Origin of the sequence: Pararhizobium sp. A13 (assembly GCF_040126305.1) — a bacterium.
Lineage (GTDB): Bacteria > Pseudomonadota > Alphaproteobacteria > Rhizobiales > Rhizobiaceae > Pararhizobium.
On the sequence record NZ_CP149511.1, the window covers coordinates 1,335,118 to 1,357,420 of the forward strand.

Here is a 22,303-nt window from a genome sequence, read left to right on the forward strand (position 1 = left end):
GTTCGTCCTTTGTCTGTTCGAATATGTCTTTTGACTCAAGGCAACGGCGAAGGTTGAATGCGCTCCCTCGTATTCTGTCGTCATCTGTCGGAAACCGGCCGCCCCTGTCAGGCGAAGGCACGGCCGAGATTGGCGTAAACGTCCGGCTTGCGGGTTTTCAGCCAGACCGCAAGGGTTGCGCCCGCAATGCCGATCAGCGCTAGAATGGCGGGGAAGCTTGCGACGATCGGGGATTCCGAACCGCTGACGAGCGGCAGGTTGATGACCATCAGAACGAGGCAGACCAGCAGCCCGGCCATGCTGACCGCCGGTGCGACGATGCGATGCCAGACGCCAACACCCCGCGCGTCATTGCGGAAAAAGCCGATCACCGCCAGGCAGACCATTGTCTGCAGAAGGAGGATGCCGACGCTGGCAAAGGCGCCCATCCAGGCAAACACAACCGAATAAGGATCCTGCCCGGCCAGCGCAAAGGCGAGGACCAGTGCTATCATCATCACTGTCTGGATCGCGCCTGCTATGTGCGGCGACTGATGGCTCCCGTGAGTGCGGGCGAAGCCGGACCATGCCAGTCCCTCGCGGCCGAGCGAATAGAAGTAGCGGTTGATCGTGTTATGGAAGGAAAGCGCGCAGGCAAAGAGGCTGGTGATCAAAAGGGCATTCAGGGCGATCCCGGCGGGGCCGCCCAGCATCGCCTGTACGGCAGTCAGGTAGAGCGTCGCGGTGTTGGCCGTCGCCTCAGCAGCGATGTTGGATGGGCCGTAATGTAGCGCCACCGCCCAGGTGACGAAGGCGTAGAAAACAGCGATGATAATAACGGCGAGATAGGTTGCACGCGCAATCGTGCGCTTGGGGTCGCGGGCTTCTTCGCCGAAAATGGCGGTTGCCTCGAAGCCGATGAAGGACGCGACAACGAAGACCAGAGAGACGCCCATTCCCGGCGCAAAAATGGTCGAAGGCCCGAAGGGCGCGACCGTTATGCCGTCCGGTCCACCGCCTGAGAGCAGCACGCGCAGTGAAAAGAGCGCCAGAATTGCAATTTCCGCGATCATGCAGTAGCCGAGAACCCGGCCGGAGAACTCGATGTTCCGGCGGCCGCAGACATAGATCAGGGCTGCAAGCAGGCACGCATACACCCACCAAGGGATATCAGCGCCTCCGGACGTCTTGGCGATGTCATTCACGAAGAAACCGAAGAGGCCAAACACTGCCAGTTCGATGGCGATATACGTGGCAAGTGCGACAAACGCGCCCGCCACGCCCGCAGGACGGCTGAGGCCCGCGGCGATATAGGGGTAAAATCCGCCAGCCGAACCGATAAACCGGCTCATTGCCGTGAAGCCGACGCTGAAGAGGAGATAGAGCGCGCCCACGAGAAGATAGGTTGCCGGCACACCCGGTCCGTTGCCGAATGCAAAGGCGGCGGGCGAAGCGCCGACCACCGCTGTCAGCGGCGCTGCAGCAGCCACGACGAAAAAGACGATATGGCTGACACCAATCGCATTTTGCCGGAGATCGGTTCCGGCTTTCCTAAGTTCGATCTCGGACATAAGAAGTTCCCTTTCTTGCGGCGGTTAGTGTCAGTTGGCTGGCTGCCGTCGGTTTACAATCAAAGGTATTAATGGCGCCGATATAGGTTTATTCTGCAGGCATCTGACAGAATACTTCACATTTTTACTTTCCATTTCAGGCATCTACATTCTGATATTGATCCTAGCCAAAACTCACCCTCCCTGTATTTGACAGTTTACGCCAAAATTGCCCAGCAGCGACCGAAGGCGTCTGGCATGGTTTTTGCGTCGTGTTCCCACGACGTGGAGCGCAAACTATGGAAACCACTGGTGTTATCGCCTCTTCTGCCATGGACGGAATGCTAGCTTCCATCAGTCTGGGCGGGCTTGATATGAACGCGGTTTCGGCCCGGGTCGGTCTTGGAAGCAATGCGTTGTTTGCCGATAGCGACTTCATGCCGCTGGCAGCCTTCACCTGCGCACTCGAGGTTGCGTCGAAGGAAAAGAGCGATCCCTTGCTGGGCCTGAAACTTGGCAAAGAATTTGAATTCCAGGCGCTTGGCTCGTTAGCGGCGCTCTTTCTGACGGCGCCGACATTGAAAGATGGATTGGCCCAGTTCAGCCGCTATTTCCCAGCGCTGCAAAGTAATACCCGCTCCGCGCTGGTGGTGGAGAACGATGTGGCGCGCTTCTCCTATTCGATCCGCGACAACACAGTACGGCACAAAATCCAGGACGCGGAGTTCACGGAGAGCCTGCTGAACACCATGCTCGCCACGACGATCGGAGAGGACTGGAAACCGTCCTGCATAGAGTTTGAGCACATGCCCGGTGACAATCTGGCGCTTTATCGCTCACATTTTGCCTGTCCCTTGGCATTCGGACGCCGGGAAAACGCAATCGTTTTTCCTAAAAGGTTTCTCGATCGTCCGATCGGCACCGGCGGCGACGCGCAACACCATCTGCGTATCGCCTGCGAACTGTCAGATCTTGTTTACCGCCGCGAGAAACGCCTCGATCTTGTTACGGCGCTCAAGGCATGGATCGCTGCAGCGCTTTGCCAGCATGCGAGCATCGACATAGAGGACGCGGCGACAGATTTCGGCATGAGCCTGCGAAGCTTTCAGCGCAAGCTTGCCGATTGCGGCGTCAATTATGCCGAACTGCGCAACATGGTGCGGATGGAGATTGCGAAGAGCTTGCTTGCCAACACGCACCTGTCGATCTCCATCATCACCGATCAGCTCGGCTATAGCGAATTGAGTGCTTTTGCGCGCAGCTTCCGCCATCTCACCGGATTCACTCCGGCTCGTTTCCGTGAAGCAACCAGAAATCAGGAACGTCCACAGCGACCGCTCACCGTTTAGGGGCGGGGCAACTGCTGTTTCGAGTTCGTAGCCTCCGGCCTCGATAGTCTCTTGACCATGCCAAGACCCAGCCGGACGGCGAAACTTCCGTCATCGGCAGGCTTCATCGTGAAGTCCCTGCACCCTGCACGTCGTCGACGGCAAGCCGAATGCGATCGAGCGGCGGGTGATCATGCTCGATGCGGTTCCAAGTGCTCGTGATGAAGCCTTCGCTTCCAGGCCACCGGGCGTGTGGCTGCTGGAGCAGGTCCCTTGGACCGAAGCCAAGCACATCATCCGCGCCATTCCGGCCGATGCAGCGACAGCGCAGCTGCTGGAAGTGCAAAGAGGAGAGCCCTGTCTGAGCCTGACGCGGCAAACGTGGCAGAACGGCCGCACAGTGACTCATGTCGAAGTCACGCATCCGGGCGATCGCTATCAATTTGCCTGCGTTTTCCACCCCTCGGCGCAGGATGCATGACGGGCGAGTCTAGGTGTTGCACGGGGTCTAGAGGCCTGTTTTTTAAGCTTATTTGGTGCTTGACACTTTTTTAGGCGTTCCCTATGATTTTTGAACCAAATGGTAAAAAAGGGGAGCAAATCAATGACCAAAGACATCTTGATTTCACGCCGTGCAGTGATCGCATCGGGCATCGCCCTTGGCGTCAGCGGGTTCGCGCCGCTGGCAAGAGCCGCTACGCCGATGAAGGTTGCCGGCATTCATGCCTCGCCGGTGGAAAATGCCTGGAATTCCTGTCTGCACAAAGCCCTGCAGGATGCAGCCAAGGAAGGCGTCATTGAATATGTTTTCTCCGAAGGAGTTTCCGGCACCGATTATCCGCGCGCCATGCGCGAATATGCCGAACAGGGCAACAAGCTGATCATCGGCGAAGCCTACGCTGTCGAAAAGGAGGCTCGGCAGGTCGCCGCCGATTATCCGGACACGGCTTTCGTGCTGGGGTCGAGCGGCACTGAGGCCGGTGACAATTTTGGCGTCTTTGGCACCTGGAACCATGACGGCGCCTATCTTGCCGGCATGCTGGCGGGCAAGATGACCAAATCGAATATAGTCGGTTCGGTCGGCGCCATTCCGATCCCCGAAGTCAACATGCTGATCAACGCCTTTGCGGAAGGCGTCAAGGCGGTCAATCCGGATGCGAAGCATCTGGTCTCCTTCATTGGCACCTTCTTCGATCCGCCGAAGGCCCGCGAAGCCGGTCTTGCCCAGATCGACGCCGGCGCCGATATTCTGTTCGGCGAGCGTATCGGTACCGCTGACGCTGCAAAGGAACGTGGCATCAAGTCAGTGGGATCGCTGATCGACTACACGCCGCGCTACCCGGACACAGTGTTCGCCAACGCCATGTGGTATTTCCGCCCGATCCTCGATGCGGCAATCGCCGATGCCGCCGCTGGCAAGCCGGTCGGCAAGACCTACACGCCTTACGGCCTGATGAAGGAAGGCGGCAGTGACATCGTCTTCGTGAAGGGCGTGGCGCCCGCCGAGGCGGAGGCCGCGATGGAAGCCAAGCGGGCGGAGATCAAGGCCGGCACCTTCGAAGTTCCGAAGATGATGGACGAACCAAAGTAGTCCAACCCATGCGCGGTGACGCGACGGATCTGGCCGAGGCGATCAAGAGCGGCAGCCTGACCGCATCGGAGGCTATGCGGGCTTCGCTTGCCTTGGCGGAGAACCATAAAGCTCTCGGCACTATCGCCCATCTCGACGCAACGATGGGCGTGGCGTCGGCGAAAGCCATGGATAGAGAACGGCGCTTGGAGCCGGGCCGCTTTGCTGCCCGGCCGTTTGCCGGCGTGCCGACGCTGGCGAAGGACCTCGGCGGACCTTTCGCTGGGTTGCCGGTCACGGCCGGTTCCCGTCTCTTCGAAAGAGAGGGCAGCGAACCGGACTCGGATCTCGCCACCCGTTTCCGCCATGCCGGTTTCTGCCTGTTCGGGGTGACGACAAGCCCGGAATTCGGCCTTTCGCTGGCGAGCGAACCGGCTGCCGGGCCGGCTTGCCGCAATCCGCTCGATCCGGCGCGCACACCCGGCGGCTCTTCCGGCGGAGCGGCGGCGGCCGTTGCAGCCGGCATCGTCGCGATCGCGCATGCAACGGACGCAGGTGGCTCCATCCGCGTGCCTGCCGCTTGCTGCGGCCTTGTCGGCCTCAAGCCCAGCCGCGGCGCCATGCCCGCCGGCCCTTCCTTCGGCAATCATTTGGGTGGCATTGCCAGCGAACTTGCCGTCTGTCGCTCAGTGCCGGATGCAGCGCTGATTTTCGACACGCTACGCGGCAAGGCAAGGGGCCCGTTCCCCGATCCGGCGACGGTGGCGGATAGAGGTGACCGATTGCGGATCGGTCTACTGGCAGGGACCGGCTCAAAATACCCGACGGATAGCAAACGGCTCGAAGCGATAGAGGCTGCAGCGCACTCGCTGGAGGCGTTTGGGCATCAGATCGTCCCGCTCGGCTGGGCCGAATTCGAGCAAAGCGTCGATGCCAGCGGCCGCGCGCTCGGCGACATCATCGCAGTCAATCTCGCGTCCTTCATCGATACCCTCAGCGTCGATATCTCGCTCGCCGAACCTTTGACCCAGGCATTCATTGAACGCGGGCATGCGCTGACGGGACCGACACTCTGGGCTTCGCTGAATGGCGCCGTGCAAACCAGCCGCGCACTGTGGAATCTCTTCGACAGGGTTGATTGCATTTTGATGCCGATGCTTGCCAAGGCGCCCCTTGCGATCGGTTCGTTTCCGTTCGATCATGGCAATACCGAGCTGCAGCTTGAGCGGATGGCTGCATTTGCACCGCTTGCCTCTCTCGCCAACATTTCGGGATTTCCGGCCTTGACCCTGCCCTTTGGATCCGATGCGGACGGCTTACCCCTGCCCGTCCAGATCATGGCGCCGATGGGCCACGAGCCGCTTTTATTGTCGCTCGCCGCACGATTGGAGGCCGAGGGGCGCTGGCAGCATCGTTTTCCGGTCGCAGGGCTTACGGCATGACAATTCCGGTCCTCGAAATCGAAGGCGTCAGCAAGCGCTTCGGCGCCAATCTGGCCAATGACGACATCTCGCTGACGCTTGCCAAGGGCGAGATTGTCGCCCTGCTTGGCGAAAACGGCGCGGGCAAGACTACGCTGATGAGCATCCTCTTTGGCCATTACATGCCGGATACCGGCCGAATTCTGATCGACGGTGCCGAGCTGCCGCAGGGCAAGCCGCGAGCGGCAATCCGCGCCGGTGTCGGCATGGTACATCAGCATTTTTCCCTGGCGCCCAATCTGACCGTTCTCGAAAATGTCATGACCGGCACGGAAAAGCTCTGGTCCTGGCGCTCGGGCACATCGGCAGCACGCAAGAAGCTATTGGCAATTGCTGAGCGCTTCGGCCTCAAGGTCGATGCGGACGCGCGTCTTGGAGACCTGTCGGTCGGCGAACAGCAGCGCGTCGAGATTCTGAAGGCGCTCTATAACGACGCCCGCATCCTGATCCTTGACGAGCCAACGGCGGTGCTGACCAATATCGAGGCTGAAAAGCTATTCAAGACACTGAAGGAAATGGCCCGGCAGGGCCTGTCGCTAATCTTCATCTCCCACAAGCTCGATGAGGTCATGGCTGCGGCCGACCGTATCGTCGTCTTGCGCAGCGGCAAGACGGCTGCCGAACGCAGGACATCCGAAACCAGCAAGGCTGAACTCGCCGAATTGATGGTCGGCCGCCGCGTGACCCGGCCGGTGCGCGAGGCATCGACGCCCGGCGCGCTTGCGCTGGAGGCTGCGGAGGTCACGGTGAAGATCGATGGCGTCGAACGGTTGAAATCCATCAGCTTCCGGCTGCGCGAAGGAGAAATCCTCGGCATTATCGGCGTCTCGGGCAATGGCCAGGCGGCGCTGGCGCATCTACTCTCCGGCACGCTTTCGCGCATATCCGGCGATCTCCTCCTTTTCGGAAAGCCGATCGGCAATCTCGGCGTCGCCGATGTCGTCGGCGCCGGCATTGGCCGCATTCCAGAGGACCGCAACGAGGAAGGCGTGATCGGCGAAATGGCAATCTGGGAAAACGCTGTGCTCGAGCGCATTTCCGCGCCTGCATTTTCGCGCCATGGACTTGTGAATCGCAAGGCAGGCATAGCCTTTGCCAAGGAGATCATCGACCAATTCGACGTCCGCGGCGGCAGCCCTGCAAGCCGCGCGCGGTTGCTTTCCGGTGGCAACATGCAAAAGCTTATCCTCGGCCGCAATTTGCACCGGCGGCCGCGCATCCTGATCGCCGCGCAGCCAGCACGCGGCCTTGATGAAGGCGCCGTGGCAGCCGTGCATGCGCGTCTTCTGGAGGCCCGCCGGCAGGGCACAGCCGTACTTTTGATCTCGGAAGACCTGGACGAAGTGATCGCGCTTGCCGACCGCATTCAGGCAATCGTCGGCGGCAGGTTGTCGCCAACAGTCGAGGCAGGCGATGCCGATGCGCGCAGGCTGGGCCTGATGATGGCCGGGGAATGGAATGAAACGCGCGAGGCCGATCATGCGATTTGAGCGTCGCGAGCAACGTCCGCTCTATCTCCTCTTGCTGACACCGCTGCTTGCCGTGGTTGCGGCACTGGCACTCTCCGGCATCCTGATCGCCGTCGCTGGCGCACCGGTGCTCGACGCCTATTGGCGCATCCTGGCCGGCGCTTTCGGCTCGCGGCTTTCGGCGACCGAAACGCTGACGCGCGCGACGCCGCTGATGCTGACGGGGCTTGCCGCCGCCGTTGCCTTTCGGGCAAGGCTCTGGAACATCGGCGCCGAGGGTCAGTTCTATCTCGGCGCCATCGCCGTTGCTGCAGCAAGCTCCAAAGTGTTGGGCGATCTGCCAGCCCCGGTTCTTATTCCGTTTCTACTGCTGGTCGGTGCCGTCGCCGGCATGGCCCTGATTCTCATTCCGCTCTGGCTGCGCCTGCGCTTCTCGGTCGATGAGGTCGTTACCAGCCTCTTGTTGAACTTCATAGCGCTGCTCTTCGTTTCGATGCTGATCGACGGGGTGCTGAAGGACCCGCTCGCTTTCGGCTGGCCGCAGTCGCAATCGGTCAGCGATCACGCCATGCTGCCAAAGCTGATTGCCCGCTCCCGCCTGCATATCGGCCTTGCGATGGCGATTGCGCTGGCGATCATCGTCCATCTCATCCAGTCACGCACCGTGTTCGGCATGCAATCGCGCGCCGCCGGACTCAATCCGTCCGGCGCCGTTTTCGCCGGCGTTCCGCTTGGAAGGACGCTGGTGAAAGTCGCCTGCCTCTCGGGCGGCCTTGCGGGCCTTGCGGGTGCGATCGAGGTCATGGGCGTGAAAGGCTATGTCACCACCGACCTGTCTCCGGGCTTCGGCTATGCCGGTATCGTCGTCGCCATGCTCGCCAATCTCAATCCGCTCGGCGTGGTCCTCGCAGCCATTTTCACGGCCACCATGTTCGTCGGCGCCGACGGCATGAGCCGTGGCCTCGGCATTCCCACCTATATCGCCGACGTCACGGTGGCGCTATCCTTGCTGACGATGCTGATCGCGCTGTTCTTCACCCAGTACAGGATCCGCCGATGACCGTGCTGTTCGATATCATCGCATCTGTCGGCCTCTGGGGCGCCGTCCTGCGTATCGCGACACCCTTGATCTTCGGAACGCTCGGCGCACTGCTGTGCGAGCGGGCGGGCGTGCTCAATCTCGGCATCGAGGGGATCATGACCTTCGGCGCGATGATCGGCTGGCTGTCGGTCTATCACGGCGCCGATCTGTGGACCGGCCTTTTGATCGCGGCGATCGCCGGCGGGGTCTTCGGCCTCTTACACTCCGTCCTGACGGTGACTCTGGGCCTCTCCCAGCACGTCGCAGGGCTCGGCGTCACGCTGTTTGCCTCAAGTTTCAGCTACTATGTCTTCCGCCTGATCGTGCCCACGGCAGGTACGCCGCCGACCATCGTGCCGTTCCAGCCGATCGCCATCCCCGGTCTGTCGACGCTGCCCTTCATCGGCCCGGCATTCTTTACCCAGACGGCACCGACCTATGTGGCGATCCTGATTGCGCTTGTGATGGCCTACATCATCTTTCGCACGCCTTTGGGTCTGGCGATCCGCATGGCTGGCGAAAATCCGCATGCGGCCGAAGCACAAGGTGTCAACCCGATGAAGGTGCGTTACGGCGCCGTTATCGCCGGAAGCGCGCTGATGGGAATGGGGGGCGCATTCCTGACATTGTCGGCGTTCAACAGCTTTTTCCCGACCATGGTGCAGGGCCGCGGCTGGATCTGCATCGCGCTCGTCGTGTTCGCTTCCTGGCGGCCGGGCCGTGCGTTGTTCGGCGCGTTGCTCTTTGCCTTCTTCGATGCCTTCCAGCTGCGGCTGCAGACGGCCGTGGACGGTGTGCCTTATCAGATATTCCTGATGACGCCCTATGTCCTGTCGATCGTGGCCCTTGCCGTCATGGCACGCCGTGCCCGCGTTCCGCAGGCGCTCATGCAGCCCTATCGCCGTGGCGAGCGATAACCGCTTTCACTCAACGAGGTTTCCATGTTCGACCTAATCATTCGCAACGCAAACCTTCCAGACGGCCAGAAGGGCATCGATATAGGCGTCACGGGCGGCAAGATCGTCGCCATCGAGAGGACGATCCAGGCACAGGCTGGAGAGGAAATCGACGCCACCGGGCGGCTCGTGAGCCCTCCCTTCGTCGATCCGCATTTTCACATGGACGCGACCCTGTCGCTTGGCCTGCCACGTATGAATGTGTCCGGCACCCTGCTTGAAGGCATTGCGCTCTGGGGCGAATTGCGTCCGATCGTCACAAGAGAGGAACTGGTCGACCGCGCGCTGCGCTATTGCGATCTGGCGGTGACGCAAGGTCTGCTCTTCATCCGAAGCCATGTCGATACCAGCGACCCAAAACTGGTGACCGTCGAGGCAATGATCGAGGTTCGCGAGAAGGTCGCGCCCTATATCGACCTGCAACTGGTCGCCTTCCCGCAGGATGGCTACTATCGTGCAGCCGATGGCATCAGTTCACTCAACCGGGCGCTCGACATGGGCGTCGATATCGTCGGTGGCATTCCCCATTTCGAGCGAACCATGGGCGAAGGCACGGCATCAGTCGAGGCGCTCTGCCGCATCGCCGCCGACCGCGACCTGCCAGTGGACATGCATTGCGATGAGACCGATGACCCGCTTTCGCGCCATATCGAGACGCTTGCTGCGCAAACCATCCGCTTCGGCCTCGAGGGACGCGTAGCCGGTTCGCATCTGACCTCGATGCACTCGATGGACAATTACTATGTCTCCAAGCTCATTCCCCTGATGGCGGAAGCGCAGATCAATGTCATCCCCAATCCCCTGATCAACATCATGCTGCAGGGCCGGCACGACACCTATCCGAAGCGCCGCGGCATGACCCGCGTGCGCGAACTGATGGATGCCGGGCTCAACGTCTCCTTCGGGCATGATTGCGTCATGGATCCTTGGTATTCGATGGGATCAGGCGACATGCTGGAGGTCGGCCATATGGCCATCCATGTCGCGCAGATGGCCGGCATCGAGGACAAGAAGAAGATCTTCGATGCGCTGACGGTCAACTCGGCAAAGACCATGGGCCTGGAAGGCTATGGCCTGGAAACGGGCTGCAACGCAGATCTCGTCATCCTCCAGGCGCAGGATCCACTGGAAGCGCTACGGCTGAAACCGAACCGGCTGGCGGTGATCCGGCGCGGCAAGGTCATCGCCCGCTCGGCACCGCGCATCGGCGAGCTTTTCCTCGACGGGCGCCCGGCACGGATTGACGGCGGTCAGGACTACGCACCGCGTTGTTGAAATGCGGGTCGGCACAATTCAGACGCCGCGCTTGTTGCTCCAGAGCAGGACGTGCAGTTGCGGCAGAACACGGGCCTCGTGCCACCGGTCCTCCGTCACCTTGTCGACTAGCCAGAGCATTCGGTCCATAATACCGTCGATATCGAACCTGGCATCGTCGTCATCGGGCGGCGGCGGGGTGTGATTGCCAACTGGAGATAGACCGGAAGATCAGGATAGCGGGTCGCCGAAGCGCGAGCACAAGCGTAGTTGCGGTCGTCAAAGACACGAACCCCCGATATCCTGCCGATGATGACGGGAATATGGGATCTCAACGCCAGAAGCGCGGGTGTCAACGAGAGATTCGTGTGCTTCCCCGGCATCCTGCAGCATCTTTTCCTTGTCGGCCGCACTGAATAGGTCTTCCGACCCCGTCACCTCCGAAAGTTCGAGCTGCGACAGCATATCCGGAGCGGTCGCGAGATTGTTCAGGCTGCCGAGGTAATCCTGGAGCCCCTCAAACGCCACGAGGAATCGTTTGGTTTCCCTCCTTCTTTCAGCGCCATATGCGTCGTCGCGGACCCGGTGGCTTGTCGAAGACGCGTCAGCCGCCTCTACCGCATCCCAGCGAACTCACGTTCTAGTCTAGGCCAAATAGCTCTAAAGATCACGCCGGAAACCCAACATAACTTTTGCCGCAGTCCACCATTGGGGCGCTCTGCCTTCTCGCATCCCTTCATTCTTTGCCTGCCCGACGCCGGCAGGTTCAGCCCTTGTCGTTGTAGGCTGAACCAGGAATTCGATCCGTTTCATGAATGCCCCGCCGTCGAACCGTTTTGACGTTATCAATGGACCATTGCCGGAAGGCTCTGCGTGGAAGAAAATCTCAAGATTGACCACTGGTATGGAGCGGATATTGCGCAGCAGATCGATCTCCGGTCGCGTCGTTATGGCGAAGGAATAATTATCCGAACGGAGTGCATCAAAAGCCTCCGGAACCGTCGACACTGCGACGGACTCATGCCCGCGCTCCGCCAGTTTCGTGACAATCACATCGGCCGCCGCATGGGGCAGAAACACAAGAATTTTCTTCGGGCGAATGTTTTTTGAAGACATAGAGAGTTCCTCATACGGAGATGAAGAAAATCTATCCTTCGCCGGTGCAAATGTGTGTTTGGTTTTATTTGGTTTTGTTGCAGCCGCCTCTTCACTCGTTACAATTTGACCGGGTCTAGAGATTAGGGGGACCCAATGTCCCATATATTTATCGCTCATAAGCCCGACCCGTGTGGAAAGATATCTGACTTGCCAATGCGACTAATCGGCCCTCCCGTCGAAGGCGTCGTAGGAAACCGAAACAAAACAAAATCGAACGCCACTCTCAATTTCCCGAACTTATAATTGCGGAAATGAAGGAGCCTCTCGATGTTCAATCTTGTTGCCTTGTCGTCGCTTCGGCGAATTTGTATCTACCTGCCGGATACGCAGGCCATCAAATTGCTCGAAGCCGCTTTGATCGCAGAGGGTCTTGCTGCCGTAAGCGTTACAAGTATCGCGGAGTTCGAGGTGACGATACGGCGCGGTCACTACGCTGCAATCATCACAATATCCCCCTGTATTGACGGAATTCGGGAGTTTTCGGACATACCGATTATCGACATTCAGTCGCTCCTGCACGATTGGCGGCAGACCGGCGCAACTCGCAGACCATCTGCGTTGGAAACGCTGTCGTTCCTCCAGGGTACCTGCTTCGTTGGCGTACGGCGCTAGGCCGCACCTGCCGGAAGATCACGCGCACAAGGGCATGGGTCCCACATCGTCTCCTGCACAATCGGGCAACAGACTGGCCTGCCGACCATCGGTTCCCTTCGTATATGTGTCATCGGATGTCTGGCAGTTGCTCTGCGCACTCAGCGGTAAACTGCGCGAACTGCTGCCAATGAGTACTCTTCCTCACGCATAATCTTTGTTTCGTTCTGTTAGGGGCGGACGCAAAATTTGGCCGTCTAGGCCGCGGGTCAGCGGCATCGACCTGGGCAACATTTCTTAACATCACAAAACCCAAGTTAACGACGTCGTCTGGGACAGTGCGGCCGCGAGAGACCGGCGCGTCGGGCTTTCACACTTTGCACGCGTTGAAAACTCTCTATCGGACCCCAGGAGCCAATTCGAATGTCATTGACCAAGTCCCATTTTAGCCGTCCGCGGCGTGTCGCCATAGCTGCGGGGCTCGCGGTAGTTGCTTGCCCCCTAACCCAGGCACGGGCCGCCGACCCTTACGAGGGTGAAGAGGCCGCTATCCCCGCGACAGCGAACTTCGACAAAGGACGGTTCGGTGGCATACGCCAGAAGCTTTCCGACTGGGATGTTATGGTCGGCGCCGGAGCCATATATGCGCCCAAATTCGAAGGATCGGACGAGTTCGAACTCGTCCCCATTCCTATGATCTCCGCAACCTTCGGTGATCGCGTCACCATTGATCCGGGCGGACTGACAGTCGATGTGCTGAAGTCCAACGGTTTTAAGTTCTTGGTCAAGGGCGGTTACGGCGGTGGGCGCGATGAAGATGATTCCGATCACCTGAGAGGTCTAGGTGACATCGACGCTGGAGCTGTCGTCGGAGCGCAGCTCTCGTATGAATTAGGGCCGGTGGAATTCTATGCTTCTGTCGACAAGACGATTGGCGGCAGCGACGGTCTGGTCGGTGAGCTCGGAGCAAATGTCTCGCATCACTATGACCGCTTTATCCTTTCTGCAGGCGCCTCCGCCACAATTGCCGACGACAATCATATGGAGAGCTACTTTGGGGTAACCGCTGCCCAGTCTGCACGATCGGGGTTGCGGCAATATGAGGCAAGCGCCGGGCTCAAGCGCTTCGATGTCGAGGCCTCCGTAACCTACATGGCGACGGAAAACTGGGTTGTCCGCGGCCAGGCAGGTGTCGGCTTTCTGACTGGCGACGCGAAGGACAGCCCGATCGTTCAGAACGACGTGCAGCCATCTGCGATGCTGATCGTCGGTTACAAATTCTAGGAGCCCGGTAAGGCGCAGCAAAGCCCTGACATCCTTTCTCGTTGGCGGTGGTTTCTTGTACTCGGTCTCTGCATCGGGATAGGCGGGTTTGCTGTGCCGGGCACAACACGATCCCGATCCTCATATTGATCGGACCGGACTTCAAACCTGCATTGTGGTCTTTCTCCCCCGGCGAACAGGCAATCCGGTTGCGTGGGTGTGGAGCGGCCGGCCCAACTGTCCCGGACAGGAACCACGACTAATGACTGTGGCCGGGGAAGTGCTATGCGCCCTACCTGACATCAAACTTAATCTATCTTAACCGATCTTTGACCCCACCTCACATTCGATCCGCTACATCCCGTGCTCGAAGTGCGGGATTGTGAGTACAGCGATGAAAGCGGCTTATCGTAGAATCGTCGGCATCGGCAGCGTTGCGGCCTGCCGAATCGTCTCGGGCTGCACTGCCGTCGGCGACGCCACGGTCGCGGCGCGCAACACCGTGCCTATTTCAACGCCCAACTGGAAGGCGGGTGGCGCGAGCCTCCTCGACCGCGACGCCCGGCGTTCGGCGTACTCGGCCAAGGTCTCGCGCATCGAGATCCTCTGCGACTCGGTGCGCTACTGGATCGCCCTCTACAAGGCACGCGGTGGTGATGCCCCTGGAATAAAACAATCACAAGGAAACCAGCTCTGATGCGAGCGAGACCCCTTCTTACTGCCATTTTCCTGGGCGTGAATCTTGTTTCCGCGTCAGAGCCTGTGCTCGCGCGACAGAACGAGGCAGCAGCGCTTACCGTCGCCGTGGCAAGGCCTGCGGAACGCCGATGGCCCGAAACGGTACCGGCCAGCGGCTGGCTGAAGCCCTGGCACGAAGCGGTCATCGCCGCGGAAATCGATGGCCTGCGTGTGACCGATGTCCTTGTCGATGTCGGATCGGTCGTCTCGAAGGGTCAGGCCCTCGTTCGGCTTGCCGACCAGGCGGTACGCGCCGAGCTGCGTAAGGAAGAGGCCGCGCTGGCAAGCGCCAGGGCCGACCTCGCCAAGGCCAGGGCAAATGCCGACCGGGCACGCAAGGTGCAGGGAAGCGGCGCGCTTTCGGACGAGAAGATCAACGAATATCTGATCGCCGAACGGACGGCGATCGCGGGTGTCGAATCTGCTGAAGCCTTGCTGGAAAGCCAGAAGATCAAACTGGCCCAGACGACTATCCTGGCCGCCGACGACGGGCTGATCACATCCCGCTCGGCCCAGCTCGGCGCCGTCGTCTCCTCCGGCACGGAACTGTTCCGCCTCGTTCGCCAGCAGCGCGTCGAATGGCAGGCGGAAATGCCTGCACGCTATTTGCCTCGCATCAGGGAAGGTCTGACCGCCACGATCGTAGGTCCTGGTGACCGACGCGTCAAAGGAACCGTTCGGCTTGTCGGACCGACGGTCAGCACCGATACCGGACGGGCGCTCGCCTATGTGGCACTGCCGGCGGAGGCGCACCCGCCCATCGGCCTTTACGTTACCGGCCAGATCGAGCTTGAGATCACGGCGGCTCTCACCGTGCCCGAGACGGCGCTCGTCCTGCGTGACGGCATCGCTTACGTCTTCACCGTGGATGCAGACAAGCGTGCGTCACGCGTTCGTGTGGAAACCGGCCGCCGCAATGGCAGCGAAGTGGAAATCCTCTCAGGCCTCGACCGCTCGACCGAGGTCGTGATGACTGGCGGCGCTTTCCTTTCGGACAAGGCCTTCGTCCGTGTGACGGGAGACGCGCTCGTCCAGCTCGAAGAGGGAGAATCGCGATGAACTTTTCCGCCTGGTCAATCCGCAATCCGGTTCCCGCCATCCTGCTGTTTATCCTGCTGACCGTCGGCGGCCTCATCACCTTCGACCGGCTCGCGGTGCAGAATTTTCCCGACATGGACCTGCCGACGATCCAGGTGAGCGCTTCGCTTGAAGGTGCCGCACCGGCCCAACTCGAAACGGAAGTCGCGCGCAAGATCGAGGACAGGCTCGCCTCGCTGAACCTCCTCGACCACATCACGACGACGGTCACGGACGGATCGGTCTCCATCAATGTCTCGTTCCAGTTGGGAAAGGACAGTGAGGAAGCGCTGAACGAGGTGCGCAATGCCGTCGAAAGCGCGAGCGGCGATCTGCCCTCCGAGATGCAGGCGCCGGGCGTGACCAAGGTGACAGTGCAGGGTTCCACTCTCCTCACCTATGCAGTGCGCTCCGCCCGCCTCAACGAGACGGAGCTCTCCTGGTTCGTCGACAACAACATGACGAAGGCCCTGCTCTCCGTATCCGGCGTCGGCGAGGTCAGCCGGACCGGTGGCATCGAGCGTGAAGTGCATATCGACCTCAACCCCGAGCTCATGAGCGCGCTCGGCCTTAGCGCTGCAACCGTTTCCTCGCAGCTAAAATCGGTGCAGTCGGACACGTCGGGCGGCCGGGCGGAGATCGGTGGAGCCAAGCAGGGGATCCGCACGCTCGGCGCGGTTTCCTCGATCAGGCAATTGAAGTCACTCGCAATACCCCTTCCCAGTGGTGAGCTGGTGCGGCTGGACGAAATCGGCAAGGTAACGGACAGTTTTGCGGATCGCTCGTCAATCGCCTATCTCGATGGCGAACCCGTGATCGCTGTCGAGGTCAAACGATCGAACGGCTTTTCGGATACGGGCGTCGCGGCCGCCATCGAAGCGGCCATGCAGGACTTTGCCGCCGCCAATCCAGATGTTGAGATCGTCGAGGCTTACAGCACGGTCGGGCCAATCATTGAAAACTACGACGGCTCCATGCACATGCTCTACGAGGGCGCAATCCTCGCGATCGTGGTCGTCTGGCTCTTCCTGCGCGACTGGCGGGCGACCTTTCTTTCGGCGGTGGCGCTGCCGCTCTCGGTCATCCCCACCTTCCTTGTGATGTATCTGGCGGATTTCAGTCTCAACACGGTGACGCTGCTCGCGCTCTCGCTCGTGGTCGGCATCCTCATCGACGATGCAATCGTCGAGATCGAGAACATCGCGCGTCACCTGCAAATGGGCAAACCGCCGAAGCAGGCTGCGCTCGAAGCTGCCGACGAGATCGGCCTTGCCGTCATCGCCACGACCTTGACGCTCGTCGCGGTCTTTCTGCCGACCGCTTTCATGAGCGGTATTCCCGGCCTGATCTTCCGCCAGTTCGGCGTGACGGCAGCCGTGGCGGTTCTTGCCTCACTGGTCGTCGCGCGCCTGCTGACGCCGATGATGGCCGCCCACATGATGAAGGCGCATCCCATCGAGTTGAGGGACGGCCGTATCATGCGCGCCTATATGGCCCTCGTCAAAAACTGCCTGTGCTATCGCAAGCTGACCATCCTCGGCGTCTGCATATTCCTCGGGCTCTCGCTCTCGACGATTACCATGCTCAGCGCCGGTTTCCTGCCGCCTTCGGACGATTCACAGACGCAGGTCACTCTGACGCTGCAGCCCGGCAGCTCGATCGAACAAACGGACGCGATCACGCGGCGGGCGGCAGATATCGTTTCCGGCCTGCCGGACATCACGCGCGTGTTCTCCGCCGTCGGAAGCGCCTCGTCGGATGACCTGATCGATTCCTCCATGACCATCGATACGGCGACCGCCTCGCTCGTCGTCGATCTGAAGAAGATCGGCGAACGCAACCGCAAGCAGGCCGAGATCGAAAACGACATCCGGCAGGCGCTCGCCGTTCTCCCGGGCGTCAGGATCGAGGTGGACACCGGCGGCAACGGTACGACGCTGGAAATCACGCTCGCCAGTGACGATTCCAATGCACTTGACCAGGCGGCGGGCGCACTCGAAGAGCAACTGCGCACCCTCCAGGGCATCGGCGCGGTGACCTCCAGTGCCTCCCTGCAGGCCCCGGAAGTCCAGATCATCCCGGACCTCGACCGCGCCGCCGCCCTCGGTGTCACGTCAGAAGCGATTTCCGAGGCGGTTCGCGTCGACACGAGCGGAGACTATTCTTCATCGCTCGCCAAGCTCAACCTGCCACAGCGCCAGCTTCCCATCCGCGTCCGGTTCGATCCCGGCAACCGGACGACACTCGGCGACATCGCCAATCTCCGCGTTGCCGGTGCCAGGGGGAGCGTCGATCTCGGCTCGGTGGCTGAGATCCGTATCGGCGGCAGCCCGTCGGAGATCAGCCGCATCGACCGTTCGCGAAACGTCACGCTGTCGGTCGAGCTCAACGGCCGCATCCTTGGCGACGTCTATCGCGAAGTGCAGGCGCTGCCTGCCCTCCAGAACCTTCCGGACGACGTCAAGCTCGTCGAGCAGGGCGAACTGGAGCGCAGCTCCGAGCTTTTCGACAACTTCGCCATCGCAATGGCGGTCGGCGTCTTCTGCATCTATGCCGTGCTGGTCCTGCTCTTCCATGATTTCTTCCAGCCGCTAACGATCCTCATGGCGCTCCCGCTGTCGCTGGGCGGCGCCCTGCTGCCGCTGGTGCTGACCGGCACGAGCTTCTCCATGCCGGTGGTAATCGGCCTCCTCATGCTGATGGGTGTGGTGACGAAGAATTCGATTCTGCTGGTCGAGTACGCGATCATGTCGCGACGCGCCGGTCTCTCACGCTTCGACGCTCTGGTCGACGCATGCCACAAGCGCGCTCGCCCGATCGTCATGACGACGATCGCCATGGGCGGCGGCATGCTTCCCGTAGCCCTGAGCCTCAGCGGCGGAGATGCGAGCTTCCGTCAACCGATGGCGATCGTCGTCATCGGCGGTCTGATCACTTCCACTATACTCAGCCTCGTCGTTATCCCCGTCATATTTACCTTCGTCGACGACTTCCTGCTGCTTTTGAAGCGGATGTTCCGTCGTGAAACGGTTGTCCTCTCGCAAAGGAACACGTGATGTCCTCAGCAGATGTGGACGGGTAAACGCCGGTTTCAACGCAGCGGGTGTTTGTTCGAAGGAGTCTGTGGTGGAACCGCAGCAACAAAATTAAACACAATTGTTGCTGACAACCATGCTGCGAAACGGGCTAACTAATAATCGGGATTCCGACACAAATGGCCAAGCCTATGAATAACATCGTGTGCAACGTTCCTACTCAAGCTTCATCTCGAATCCTCGTCGTCGAGGACGATCGGGATATCGCGAGCATGCTGATCGATCTGATGACGGAGGCAGGTTACGCCGCCGAGGCAGTCGGATCGGCGATTGAAATGGACCGCGTTCTAAAAAAGAAGGACTTCCACCTTATCGTCCTGGATGGAATGCTGCCAGGTGAGGACGGTTTCAGCATATGCAGGAGAATCAGGTCGTTTGATACAATACCCATCCTCATGCTTACCGCGCGAACCAAAGAGATAGACAGGGTCGTTGGATTGGAATTGGGTGCCGACGACTACGTCACAAAACCGTTTAAATCCAGGGAGCTTTTGGCGAGAATAAAGGCACTCCTGCGCCGATCGTCGTATTCAGTGCAAGTCAAGCCAAAGCAGGAACCGATGACGTTTGCTGGCTGGCGGATTGACCCGGTCACCCGAGAATTGACTGACCGTGACGGTTTTCATGTGTCGCTCACGACGGCGGAGTTTGATGTGCTGTTGGTGTTTTGCCAGAACCCCCGACAGGTAATGAACCGCCAGGAAATACTTGCCCTCACCCACGCAGGCTCTGCAGGGCCTGTTGAACGCAGCATTGACGTACATGTCAGTCGTGTCCGGCAGAAAATCGAACCGAATTACAAGGAGCCGACATTCATCAAAACTGTGCGCCTGGGCGGGTATGTCTTCACTCCGGAGGTTGCGATAGCATCATGATTGATCGCTTCCGCAAGGCGTCCATACGAACACAATTCATGGTGTTCGCATCTATTCCTGTTCCGTTGATTGTTATCTGCATCATTGCGGTTCTACCTGAGCCGTTCATTTTCCAAAATGAAAAAATGCTTATGGTCAAAGGCGCTCAAATCGAGTTGCTTGTGAACCAAGTCAGAAGTGCCAGAAATGACGTCGAAGTCGACAATCTGGTGAGGGCCAGCACCTCCGGCGGTCTCGAATTGAAGCTCCTGCCCTGGAGCGATGTCAGTAGCGAAGGGGCGCGTCAAACGGATGACCATCTCATCTCGGATGAACTTCAGGGCGGCGTCTTGCCTGCCGGTTTTGAAGCGGTAGTTCTTGAAAACACTTCGGATGGCGAGGGACACAGTACAATTGCCGTGCGCCTTGACGCGCTGCGTGCTCTCGTCATCGGGTTCGCCGGTGCCGATGTTTCCCCCTCATCTTTCAGCGCAGTCGTCGAGTTCATCGCCAAAGCCAACATCCTGATGCTGCCGATGCTCCTCCTGGTGCTCTATATAAGTCGCATGATCACGTCGCCTCTCGTTCGCTTTGCCGACGCGGCAAAGAGACTGCGCCTCGACGGCAGCGAAGAAGAACAGTTCACCGCCGAAGGCGCCAAGGAACTCCGCACGCTTGCGATGGCGCTCAACAATATGCGTCACCGTATTCGTAAAATGGTCGATGATCGCACACGGATGCTGACGGCCGTGAGCCACGATCTAAGGACGCCTCTGACACGACTGCGAATGCGTGTGGAGCGCTCGAAAGACCCCGCGTCAAGGGAAGCGATGCTGGCGGATATCGACAACCTTACCACTATGATCGAGGAAAGCCTTCAGTATTTAAGTAGCACTGCTACAGTCGAACCGCTTCGAAAGGTTGATATTTCAAGTCTCCTGCGGACTATCGCGTCGGAATTTTGTGATCTCGGGCACGAAGTGATTTACTGCGGACCTGAGCGGTTTGGATATTTGTGTCAACAAAAAGCTCTCATACGCGCTATCACCAATATCGCGGAGAACGCGGTAAGGTTCGGCACGAAGGTAGCTGTCGAATTGCGCAATAGTTCGCAAGGTGGAGCGGTAATCATTGTGAGCGACAATGGCCCCGGCCTTGAAGAAGGGCTCCAGGACAAAGTCCTGGAGCCCTTCTTCAAGGCCGACGAGGCCCGGTCACTAGATTCCAACAGTGGTTTTGGACTGGGGCTTTCGATTGCGGACGAAGTCGTAAAGGGCCACGGTGGCTCGCTGTTACTTGAGAACATATTGCCGCATGGTCTGCGAGTGACAATACAATTGCCGCCGGCTCAGGTTGTTCAACACCAAACCAGCATGGCGCCCGCTGCCAAAGGAGAAGCTCTCGGTCGAAAGGCTCTCGCCAAGGAGAGGTAGTCGACCGTATGACCGGTTCGGTGGCAAGGTAACTCAATCTCACGGGAACCGTTCGGCCGACAAACGAGGTGGCAGCCGTTGCTCTCGTCACATCGGCGAGCATGCAGAAAACCATTCCTACGAAGGATGGCCCCCTTCACGGACGTACCCCAACTTGTTGTCTGCCGACCGTTTCCCATGGCCACCATCAACAACCGGAATTTATGTTATTCACCCCCCTGATTGCCACAGCATAACTTAACAAGTCTTAAAACACAGAAATACGTCTTCCGCCTATCTGGGTAAGCGAAACTTCAGCCCTCAGGAGCGCGCCATGTCCACCGCAATCTCATCCGCTTGCCAGAAGGCGAGGCGACCAAGGCTTGCCTGCCCCGGCCAACCGATTGACAAGCTGCTGGAATCGATTGACCTCAGTAGCGTCTTCCTCGCCTCGCTTGTCGGCAAGTCTCTTCCTGTCCTGCCGTCCTATGTTCTGCTCCCAGCAATCGGAATGGGAGCGTCAGGCGTCAGTGACCTTGTTTTGCGACGTGTTTTCACCACCGCCAGCGCTGTTGTAGGTGCTCTTGGTTCATACTCTGTCGGTCCCTGGATCGGGATCCGGTGGTGGTTTAGCCAATTGGACGACCGCTACGCCTCGGCACCAGAAGCCACGGGCACTGCTAGAGAGCGGCTAGCTTTTGAGGCAGACCAGTGAGCAATGTTTCGCTTTCCACTGTCCAACTCACTCGCATCAACATCCTTCGCAGTCTCGCATTCTTATATTTCGGCGGTGTTTGTATCAGTCAGTCGTCTTGGCCGACCGATGGCGTCGCTCACACGATTTTGGCTTCGGCAGGTCTCATCGCAACATTTGTAGCAATCTTCGGGCGCATGTGGTCGACACTGTACGTGGGCGGAAGGAAAAGTGTCACCTTGGTCATGGACGGACCATATTCTGTAACGCGCAATCCACTCTACTTCTTCAGTCTGGTGGGGATTGCCGGTATCGGGGCGCAAACGGGCAGCATTTTGGCGATGCTAATTTTCGTCGCGACAGCCCACGTCGTCTTTACGGCAACCATCGCCCAGGAAGAAAAGTTCCTGCAGGAACGTTTTGGGACAGTCTTTCAAGACTATCTGGCTTCGACACCACGGTTGCTTCCGCAGCCATCTCTCTGGCGCGACACGAACGAACTGGAAATAAAACCCCGAAACTTTCTCAGGACGCTACGGGATGGTTCTATTTTCCTTATTCCGTGGCCGGTCTTTGAGCTCATCGAAGCCGGACAAAGCAATGGAGTCCTGCCGGTTCTTGTTCGTCTTCCCTTTTGAAAAGGCGTTGGCGAACCCGAAGGTTTGACAACTGAGTTTAATTGACAGGGATCGATCTAAGTACCGGGGCATTCCAACTGACTTAGGGTTCGATAGCGACCGGATGTCGCGAACC

The 22,303-nt window shown here is 59.5% G+C and carries 17 protein-coding genes and 2 pseudogenes; 16 read left to right on the forward strand and 3 right to left on the reverse strand.

Annotated features, from left to right (window positions below):
- Nucleotides 1-107 precede the first annotated feature (107 nt).
- A complete protein-coding gene (locus WI754_RS27975) occupies nt 108-1,550 on the reverse strand; it encodes an APC family permease (protein WP_341487226.1) in 1,443 nt (480 codons plus the stop codon).
- Between the two features lie 278 nt (nt 1,551-1,828).
- Between WI754_RS27975 and WI754_RS27980 the strand changes: the two genes are divergently transcribed.
- The 8 genes and pseudogenes from WI754_RS27980 to WI754_RS28015 all read left to right on the forward strand — a co-directional run bounded on the left by WI754_RS27980 (nt 1,829) and on the right by WI754_RS28015 (nt 10,689).
- The gene (locus WI754_RS27980; protein ID WP_341487227.1) at nt 1,829-2,878 is read left to right on the forward strand and encodes an AraC family transcriptional regulator; all 1,050 of its coding nucleotides are present in this window, start codon (nt 1,829-1,831) and stop codon (nt 2,876-2,878) included.
- Between the two features lie 124 nt (nt 2,879-3,002).
- A pseudogene (locus tag WI754_RS27985) lies at nt 3,003-3,338 on the forward strand (UTRA domain-containing protein); the annotation flags it as partial.
- 123 nt (nt 3,339-3,461) lie between these two features.
- Nucleotides 3,462-4,448, forward strand: coding sequence for a BMP family protein (locus WI754_RS27990; RefSeq protein ID WP_341487228.1), 987 nt, complete (start codon nt 3,462-3,464; stop codon nt 4,446-4,448).
- An 8-nt stretch (nt 4,449-4,456) separates the two neighbouring features.
- Entirely contained in the window at nt 4,457-5,869 is a 1,413-nt protein-coding gene (locus WI754_RS27995) for an amidase (protein WP_341487229.1), read from the forward strand.
- On the forward strand, nt 5,866-7,398 hold the full coding sequence (locus WI754_RS28000) for an ABC transporter ATP-binding protein (protein ID WP_341487230.1): 1,533 nt from the start codon (nt 5,866-5,868) through the stop codon (nt 7,396-7,398). Before WI754_RS27995 ends, WI754_RS28000 begins: the two co-directional genes overlap by 4 nt.
- The gene (locus tag WI754_RS28005) at nt 7,388-8,437 is read left to right on the forward strand and encodes an ABC transporter permease (protein ID WP_341487231.1); all 1,050 of its coding nucleotides are present in this window, start codon (nt 7,388-7,390) and stop codon (nt 8,435-8,437) included. The genes WI754_RS28000 and WI754_RS28005 overlap by 11 nt, the downstream gene beginning before the upstream one ends.
- Nucleotides 8,434-9,375: an ABC transporter permease gene (locus tag WI754_RS28010; RefSeq protein ID WP_341487232.1), complete on the forward strand. Its 942-nt coding sequence runs from the start codon at nt 8,434-8,436 to the stop codon at nt 9,373-9,375. The genes WI754_RS28005 and WI754_RS28010 overlap by 4 nt, the downstream gene beginning before the upstream one ends.
- Nucleotides 9,376-9,399: 24 nt before the next feature.
- The gene (locus tag WI754_RS28015; RefSeq protein WP_341487233.1) at nt 9,400-10,689 is read left to right on the forward strand and encodes an amidohydrolase family protein; all 1,290 of its coding nucleotides are present in this window, start codon (nt 9,400-9,402) and stop codon (nt 10,687-10,689) included.
- An 18-nt stretch (nt 10,690-10,707) separates the two neighbouring features.
- Here WI754_RS28015 and WI754_RS28020 read toward each other — a convergent pair.
- Both WI754_RS28020 and WI754_RS28025 read right to left on the reverse strand, forming a co-directional pair.
- Nucleotides 10,708-10,961 (reverse strand): annotated as a pseudogene (locus WI754_RS28020) (7-carboxy-7-deazaguanine synthase QueE); the annotation flags it as partial.
- Between the two features lie 367 nt (nt 10,962-11,328).
- Nucleotides 11,329-11,784, reverse strand: a complete 456-nt coding sequence (locus tag WI754_RS28025; protein ID WP_349438026.1) for a hypothetical protein — start codon at nt 11,782-11,784, stop codon at nt 11,329-11,331.
- Nucleotides 11,785-12,093: 309 nt separating this feature from the next.
- Between WI754_RS28025 and WI754_RS28030 the strand changes: the two genes are divergently transcribed.
- The 8 genes from WI754_RS28030 to WI754_RS28065 all read left to right on the forward strand — a co-directional run bounded on the left by WI754_RS28030 (nt 12,094) and on the right by WI754_RS28065 (nt 22,188).
- On the forward strand, nt 12,094-12,438 hold the full coding sequence (locus tag WI754_RS28030; RefSeq protein ID WP_341487235.1) for a hypothetical protein: 345 nt from the start codon (nt 12,094-12,096) through the stop codon (nt 12,436-12,438).
- A gap of 402 nt (nt 12,439-12,840) precedes the next feature.
- Nucleotides 12,841-13,701 carry a MipA/OmpV family protein gene (locus WI754_RS28035; RefSeq protein ID WP_341487236.1) on the forward strand — a complete coding sequence of 287 codons (861 nt, stop codon included), beginning with the start codon at nt 12,841-12,843 and terminating at the stop codon, nt 13,699-13,701.
- Between the two features lie 373 nt (nt 13,702-14,074).
- Entirely contained in the window at nt 14,075-14,377 is a 303-nt protein-coding gene (locus WI754_RS28040; protein WP_341488065.1) for a hypothetical protein, read from the forward strand.
- Nucleotides 14,377-15,477, forward strand: coding sequence for an efflux RND transporter periplasmic adaptor subunit (locus WI754_RS28045; protein WP_341487237.1), 1,101 nt, complete (start codon nt 14,377-14,379; stop codon nt 15,475-15,477). The genes WI754_RS28040 and WI754_RS28045 overlap by 1 nt, the downstream gene beginning before the upstream one ends.
- Nucleotides 15,474-18,551 (forward strand): efflux RND transporter permease subunit, encoded by a 3,078-nt coding sequence (locus tag WI754_RS28050; protein WP_341487238.1) that lies wholly within the window; start codon nt 15,474-15,476, stop codon nt 18,549-18,551. Before WI754_RS28045 ends, WI754_RS28050 begins: the two co-directional genes overlap by 4 nt.
- Before the next feature lie 158 nt (nt 18,552-18,709).
- Complete coding sequence (locus WI754_RS28055; protein WP_341487239.1) at nt 18,710-19,465, forward strand: response regulator; 756 nt, start codon at nt 18,710-18,712, stop codon at nt 19,463-19,465.
- Nucleotides 19,462-20,877 (forward strand): HAMP domain-containing sensor histidine kinase, encoded by a 1,416-nt coding sequence (locus WI754_RS28060; protein WP_341487240.1) that lies wholly within the window; start codon nt 19,462-19,464, stop codon nt 20,875-20,877. The genes WI754_RS28055 and WI754_RS28060 overlap by 4 nt, the downstream gene beginning before the upstream one ends.
- A 690-nt stretch (nt 20,878-21,567) precedes the next feature.
- A complete protein-coding gene (locus WI754_RS28065; protein WP_349438027.1) occupies nt 21,568-22,188 on the forward strand; it encodes an isoprenylcysteine carboxylmethyltransferase family protein in 621 nt (206 codons plus the stop codon).
- Nucleotides 22,189-22,303: the final 115 nt, after the last annotated feature.

What these genes read in the sequence shown, in the direction of transcription:
- WI754_RS27975 (WP_341487226.1), bottom strand. Translation starts at nt 1,550, where the DNA reads ATGTCCGAGATCGAACTTAGGAAAGCCGGAACCGATCTCCGGCAAAAT.
- WI754_RS27980 (WP_341487227.1), top strand. Translation starts at nt 1,829, where the DNA reads ATGGAAACCACTGGTGTTATCGCCTCTTCTGCCATGGACGGAATGCTA.
- WI754_RS27990 (WP_341487228.1), top strand. Translation starts at nt 3,462, where the DNA reads ATGACCAAAGACATCTTGATTTCACGCCGTGCAGTGATCGCATCGGGC.
- WI754_RS27995 (WP_341487229.1), top strand. Translation starts at nt 4,457, where the DNA reads ATGCGCGGTGACGCGACGGATCTGGCCGAGGCGATCAAGAGCGGCAGC.
- WI754_RS28000 (WP_341487230.1), top strand. Translation starts at nt 5,866, where the DNA reads ATGACAATTCCGGTCCTCGAAATCGAAGGCGTCAGCAAGCGCTTCGGC.
- WI754_RS28005 (WP_341487231.1), top strand. Translation starts at nt 7,388, where the DNA reads ATGCGATTTGAGCGTCGCGAGCAACGTCCGCTCTATCTCCTCTTGCTG.
- WI754_RS28010 (WP_341487232.1), top strand. Translation starts at nt 8,434, where the DNA reads ATGACCGTGCTGTTCGATATCATCGCATCTGTCGGCCTCTGGGGCGCC.
- WI754_RS28015 (WP_341487233.1), top strand. Translation starts at nt 9,400, where the DNA reads ATGTTCGACCTAATCATTCGCAACGCAAACCTTCCAGACGGCCAGAAG.
- WI754_RS28025 (WP_349438026.1), bottom strand. Translation starts at nt 11,784, where the DNA reads ATGTCTTCAAAAAACATTCGCCCGAAGAAAATTCTTGTGTTTCTGCCC.
- WI754_RS28030 (WP_341487235.1), top strand. Translation starts at nt 12,094, where the DNA reads ATGTTCAATCTTGTTGCCTTGTCGTCGCTTCGGCGAATTTGTATCTAC.
- WI754_RS28035 (WP_341487236.1), top strand. Translation starts at nt 12,841, where the DNA reads ATGTCATTGACCAAGTCCCATTTTAGCCGTCCGCGGCGTGTCGCCATA.
- WI754_RS28040 (WP_341488065.1), top strand. Translation starts at nt 14,075, where the DNA reads ATGAAAGCGGCTTATCGTAGAATCGTCGGCATCGGCAGCGTTGCGGCC.
- WI754_RS28045 (WP_341487237.1), top strand. Translation starts at nt 14,377, where the DNA reads ATGCGAGCGAGACCCCTTCTTACTGCCATTTTCCTGGGCGTGAATCTT.
- WI754_RS28050 (WP_341487238.1), top strand. Translation starts at nt 15,474, where the DNA reads ATGAACTTTTCCGCCTGGTCAATCCGCAATCCGGTTCCCGCCATCCTG.
- WI754_RS28055 (WP_341487239.1), top strand. Translation starts at nt 18,710, where the DNA reads ATGGCCAAGCCTATGAATAACATCGTGTGCAACGTTCCTACTCAAGCT.
- WI754_RS28060 (WP_341487240.1), top strand. Translation starts at nt 19,462, where the DNA reads ATGATTGATCGCTTCCGCAAGGCGTCCATACGAACACAATTCATGGTG.